This window comes from Streptomyces sp. NPDC031426, assembly GCF_055581585.1.
Genome location: NZ_JBVIJE010000083.1, coordinates 1 through 5097, shown reverse-complemented (window position 1 = coordinate 5097; position 5097 = coordinate 1). Strand labels below are relative to the sequence as shown.

At 68.7% G+C, this 5097-nt stretch carries 3 protein-coding genes and 2 pseudogenes; 2 read left to right on the top strand and 3 right to left on the bottom strand.

Going from position 1 to position 5097, the window contains the following annotated elements; all coding sequences use genetic code 11:
• Positions 1 to 91: 91 nt before the first annotated feature.
• A pseudogene (locus ACZ5NH_RS45175) lies at positions 92 to 335 on the top strand (helix-turn-helix domain-containing protein); the annotation flags it as partial.
• Between the two features lie 312 nt (positions 336 to 647).
• Here ACZ5NH_RS45175 and ACZ5NH_RS45170 read toward each other — a convergent pair.
• Both ACZ5NH_RS45170 and ACZ5NH_RS45165 read right to left on the bottom strand, forming a co-directional pair.
• A complete protein-coding gene (locus ACZ5NH_RS45170; protein ID WP_468784273.1) occupies positions 648 to 1148 on the bottom strand; it encodes a hypothetical protein in 501 nt (166 codons plus the stop codon).
• A 96-nt stretch (positions 1149 to 1244) separates the two neighbouring features.
• Positions 1245 to 2852, bottom strand: a complete 1608-nt coding sequence (locus ACZ5NH_RS45165) for a hypothetical protein (protein ID WP_468784271.1) — start codon at positions 2850 to 2852, stop codon at positions 1245 to 1247.
• Between the two features lie 667 nt (positions 2853 to 3519).
• Here ACZ5NH_RS45165 and ACZ5NH_RS45160 point away from each other — a divergent pair.
• Positions 3520 to 4394 (top strand): annotated as a pseudogene (locus tag ACZ5NH_RS45160) (IS5 family transposase).
• Between the two features lie 9 nt (positions 4395 to 4403).
• Here ACZ5NH_RS45160 and ACZ5NH_RS45155 read toward each other — a convergent pair.
• Entirely contained in the window at positions 4404 to 4865 is a 462-nt protein-coding gene (locus ACZ5NH_RS45155) for a GNAT family N-acetyltransferase (protein ID WP_468784275.1), read from the bottom strand.
• Between the last annotated feature and the right edge of the window lie 232 nt (positions 4866 to 5097).

Sequence of the window (5097 nt, the reverse complement as noted above, 5' to 3'; positions counted from 1 at the left end):
AATGCCCGCGCCGAGCCCAAGACGGCGTTCGCGCCCGACTCACCGATCCGGTCCTGGACCGATTACCCGACCAAGGCTGCGTGACGAGCCACTAGCCGCGCAGCGCATGGACGTGGTGAAGATCGCCGAGGTCACGTTCACCAGCGCCGACCGGGTCCGCGACGTGATCCACAACTTCAACTCCGATGGCTTCGCCTCGCTGTACCCGAAGTACAAGGGCGGCCGTCCAAAGACCTTTCGCCCTCCCGGAACGCCGCGAGATCAAGAAGACCGCCAAGTCCAAGCCGGCTGAGCACGGCCTGCCGTTCTCGACCTGGAGCCTGGCCAAGCTGGCCTGGTCGAGACCCCCGCACCCGCCTGAAACGGATGCAGTACCAGTCCCGGCTGCTCGACGGGTTCGTCGCCGAGACCGGACTGGTGTCGGCCCCGCCATGACGTCACCCCGAACCGAAAACCTCGGTAGCACCACGCCGCAGCCACCGAAGGCGATCGACTGGGGAGCAGCAAGCCTTTGCCATGCGCGGCCGGTGGCGGTCCCTTCCACGGGAACGGCGCGGGACACCACCGGGGCCGGCAATGGTTCCTGCAGATATCAAGCATGGAAGACAGCGCCGCCACACACCCGGTCACCGCCGGCACCGGACCAGCTACCGGGTCACGGTGACGGTGACCTCGTAGCGTTCCTGGCCCGGGGAGCAGCGCATCGCCTCGCCGCACGAGGTGCGGCGGGCCGTGATGTGCGCGGTGCCGGGACGGCGGGCGGTGAACCGTGCCGAGGAGGTTCCGCAACCGCGGCCGGGCGGGCAAGTGCCGGCGGGGATCGTGCCGCCTCCGGACGGGGCGAGCACCTGCGGGTCCGATCCGGCCGGGGTCGACCAGTAGGTGCTGTGCAGGCCCACCACGACGAGCGTGCCGGTGGGCACCCGGACGGTCGTTCCCCGCGCCCGTTCGTCGAGGACGAGGGGGCTCGAGGAGTGGCCGGCCGGAACCGGGGAGACACCGGAGTCCGGCGGCGGTGTGAGGGGAGAGGATCCGGCGGGTCCGCCGGAACATCCGGTGAGGAGGCAGACCACGGCCGCCAGGCAGGCGACGGTGGCGGGCAACGGGCGCGGCCGGACGGGGCTGCGGCGGGCCGGCGGGTGTGGCATGGGCGCTCCCGAGGGCGCCGCCCGACAGGACTGACGGGCGGCGGCGGAGGGCGGGGGGCGGGGCGGCGGCCCGCCCCCCGCGGTATGGGGTGAGGGTCAGGAGACGGTCACGTCGTCGTAGTAGGTGTACGTCGGGTCACCCGCGTAGTCGTCGTCCTTGTTGGTGAGGGTGAGCGTGTAGTTGTGGCCCGGGGTGACGGTGCCGGAAACCTGCTTCCATCCTGCGCCCTGGGTGCAGGTCTTACCCAGCAGCGTCGTGGTGGTGCCGGACGTGGTGTCCTGGAGCGTGGCCGTCGCCCAGTCGTAGGTCACGGTGTCCGGGCAGGTGACGTTGTACCAGAAGGAGACCTTGCTGGTGCCGGACGGGGCGGTGAAGCTCTGGGAGAGGGAGGACGTGTTCGTCGGGCTGGTGGAGCCGGCCATCGCGCCGTAGCTGCCGCTGTGTGCCGCCGAGGTGGTTGCGGAAGTGCTGCCGCTGGTGGTCCAGCTGGACAGGTTGCCGGTCTCGAAGGTGCCGTTGGTGAGGGTGCCGCCGCCCGTGCCTCCGCCGCCCACGATCGGGTGGGAGATGGCGCAGGAGTTGGTGTCGTTGGACCAGCTGGCCTGCTCGGCGAAGGTGCCGGTGCCCATCGTCACGTTGGCCGCGCCGCCGGTGCTGCCGGGCGAGATCCAGGCGCATTCGTCGGAGTTTTCCTGGCCGTCGTAGGAACTGCCGGTGTGGTTGGTCCAGCCGCCGGCCGGGTTCTGGTCGGACATCATCTCGTGCCACTCGTGGCCGAGTGTCATGGTCCAGCCGTCGAGCGTGCCGGGCGAGTTGACGAAGCCGACGCCGCAGCCGGCGCCGGAGTCCATGTTGTACGGCTGGTTGCTGAACGCGATGTCACCGTAGGAGGAGGAGACCGGGCCGCCTGTCAGGGTGCTGTCGCCGTTGTAGTCGTGCCAGGCGCAGTACTGGCCCTGGTAGTTGTCCGGGTTGGTGTTGTGCGGCGAGAGGATGACGTAGTAGGCGTCCCGGTTGGACGCGGCGGTGGTGTTGCCGAAGTGACCGGCCGCCTTGACGGCCTCGGCACCCAGCTGGTGTCCGGTCGCGGCGCTCGGGGAGGCTGCCGAGTTGTCGTACCACACGCCGGCCAGAACGCCACCGCTCTGGTACGGAATGAAGTTCGCGTTGGACGGGCAACTGGTGGCGCCCGCCGACACGTTCGGCCCGTCACACCACTGGGTGAGATCGGCGGACCACAGCTCGTTACCCGTGCCGATGCCCTTGAACATCTCCTGAGTGACCGGGGCCGCGCCGTCCGGGTCGCCGGAGAACGTGGCGTCGCCACTGCCGTTGGTGCTCTGCGTGCCCCACTGGGAGCCGTAGAAGACCAGGTAGACCTTTGAGTGACCGCTCTGGACGCCGATGCCGTCGATGCCGCCGCCGTAGGAGAGCGTCTCCGGCCCGGTCGCCGCGGTCGCGGCGGGGTGGGCGGCCGACCAGGACTTCATCTTGGCGTGCTGCTGGATGGTCGGCAGGACACCGTGCCGGTACGGGTGCTGGTAGGCCGGGTCGTACGGGTTCGGTCTGGCCGTGTGACCGACGGCCTGGGGGGCGGCTGACGCCTGCGGTATGGAGGCGAGTGCCGCGGCGGTGAGAAGGGACAGCGACGCGAGACCGGTCAGGGTCGCCCGGGCCGCGCCGCGAATGTGGGGTTTACCCATGGGTAATGGGTTCCTTTCTGCGTACAGACCTCCGCCGTGGGTGCGGCGGAGGCGAGCTGCGTGACACGTCGACGGGGCAGGGTCGGGTGAACCGCAATTCCCCTTCGGCGACGCAGTTTTCGCTGGTCGCAGCGGGTGATGCCCCGTCAGACGGCGAGAAGCAAAGCAGACTTGACGCGTCCGGGTCAATGAGGATGCGCAGGGTTTTCATGGAAGGCGGGACCACACCGCTCGCCTTTTCTTCCGTCAATGCGAAGGCACCGAAAGTTGAAGGAAATACTGAGTCAAGAAGTCGGCGCCTGAAGGATCGCAAGCGGCAAAAAGCGGGCGTGCTCGTCGGTGACGAGCCGCGGCCTCGCGACTCACCCTGCGGCCGGGCCGCGGCCTGACGACCTCGTGCGTGGTCGGGCGCGGACCAAGCGGGAGCGTGCTTCCCGAACTTGCGACGTGGGGGTGCCACCACCCGTCGTCCGCCGGTCTGCGCCCCCGTGCCCTGATGGCCGGCATCCGCGAGGACCCCCACGAACGGAGCGCCGGCCAGGGGCGTGGCCGGTTTGAGCTGTCAGGGCTGGGTGATCTCGGCACAGCTGCCGGGCCGAACCGGGCTGCAGAACAGCACCAGGGCCTGTGTCGAAAGTGGATCTTGAAGGTGCGATGATCTTGGTTCGTGGCACGTGGAGATCTGACGGACGCGCAATGGGCAGTGCTGGAACCGCTGTTGCCGAAAGGCAAGAGGCCCGGACGGCCGCCGGCGTGCGCCAGGAGGCAGCTGATCGACGGCATACGGTTCCGGGTCCGCACCGGCATCCCGTGGCGGGACCCGCCCGTCGAGTACGGGCCGTGGAGCCGGGCCTACGACCTGTTCCGCCGGTGGCAACGGGACGGCACCTGGCATCGAATCTTCACCGCGCTCCAGGCCAGGGCCGACGCGAAACAGCTGATCACCTGGGACATCAACGTCGACTCCACAGTGTGCCGGGCCCACCAGCACGCCGCCGGCGCGAGGAAAAAGGGGAGCTGCAGAAGGAGCCACCTGGCGGCGTCAGCATCGAACCGGACGACCATGGTCTCGGGCGCTCGCGCGGCGGCCTGACCACGAAACTGCACCTGGCCGTCGAACAGGGCCAGAAGCCCATGTCCATTGTGATCACGGCCGGGCAGCGGGGCGACTCCCCGCAGTTGGAGCCCGTCCTGAACAAGGTCCGTGTCCCGCGTCCCGGACCGGGCAGGCCGCGCACCCGGCCCGATCGGGTGCGCGCCGACAAAACGTACGCATCCCTGAAGAACCGCGCTTACCTGAGGCGGCGCGGGATCCGCTGCACCATCCCGGATAAAGCCGACCAGGCCCGCAACCGCAAGTAACTCGGCTTCCGCGGCGGCCGGCCGCCGAAGTTCGACCCGCAGGACTACAAGGCCCGGCACGCGGTCGAGTGTGGCATCAATCGCCTCAAGAGGCACCGCGCCGTGGCCACCCGGTACGACAAGCTCGCGGTCCGCTATGAAGCGACCGTCCTCGTCGCGGCCATCAACGAGTGGCTATGACCGGCCACGTCACGATGGCGCTGCGTAACAGAGGACGGCCACCGTCTGGTGCGGGCTCCACTGCTGCTCGACTGTAGCCATCAGCTTCCAGCCCAGCCGCTCATACAGGGCTGCCGCGGCAGTATCGGATGCGACGACGTCGAGCACCGGATGCAGGCCACGACGCCGCGCTTCCTCCACTGCTTGGCCGATCAGCAGCGCACCGATCCCATGTCCCCTGGCCTGCGGGGCAACGAACAGTCTGCCGACCACGGCGGTCATACCCCGCGTAGTCCCGTTCCGCTCACTCCACAACATCGGGGCCAGATCACCTTCGCCGCCTTGCGACAAACTGACATGCCCAATCAGGCGGCCTTCGAGCTCGGCAACCCAGGAGCCCAACACGGGACCGCGTGACAGCCACTCGCCCGGCCGATCAGGCCAGTTCACCGGATAGCCGTCAAGCTGATGGACCTCCGCGAGGACCCGCACACACTCCTCAACATCGCCATCAGCCCTCTGCCGCACGCAGAGGCTCGGCCTCTCATCAGGCACCCCGGAGCTCTCGATGTTCACTCCGGAATAGAAACACGGGCCACAGAGTCACGGCCAGCCACTTTCGACACAGGCCCTAGCTTGACTCTGTCGGGGATCTTGGAGTTTCCCGGTGCAGCGACATGACCGACGGGCATGATCGGGGCTGTTCCGCAGGCCGATATAGCTC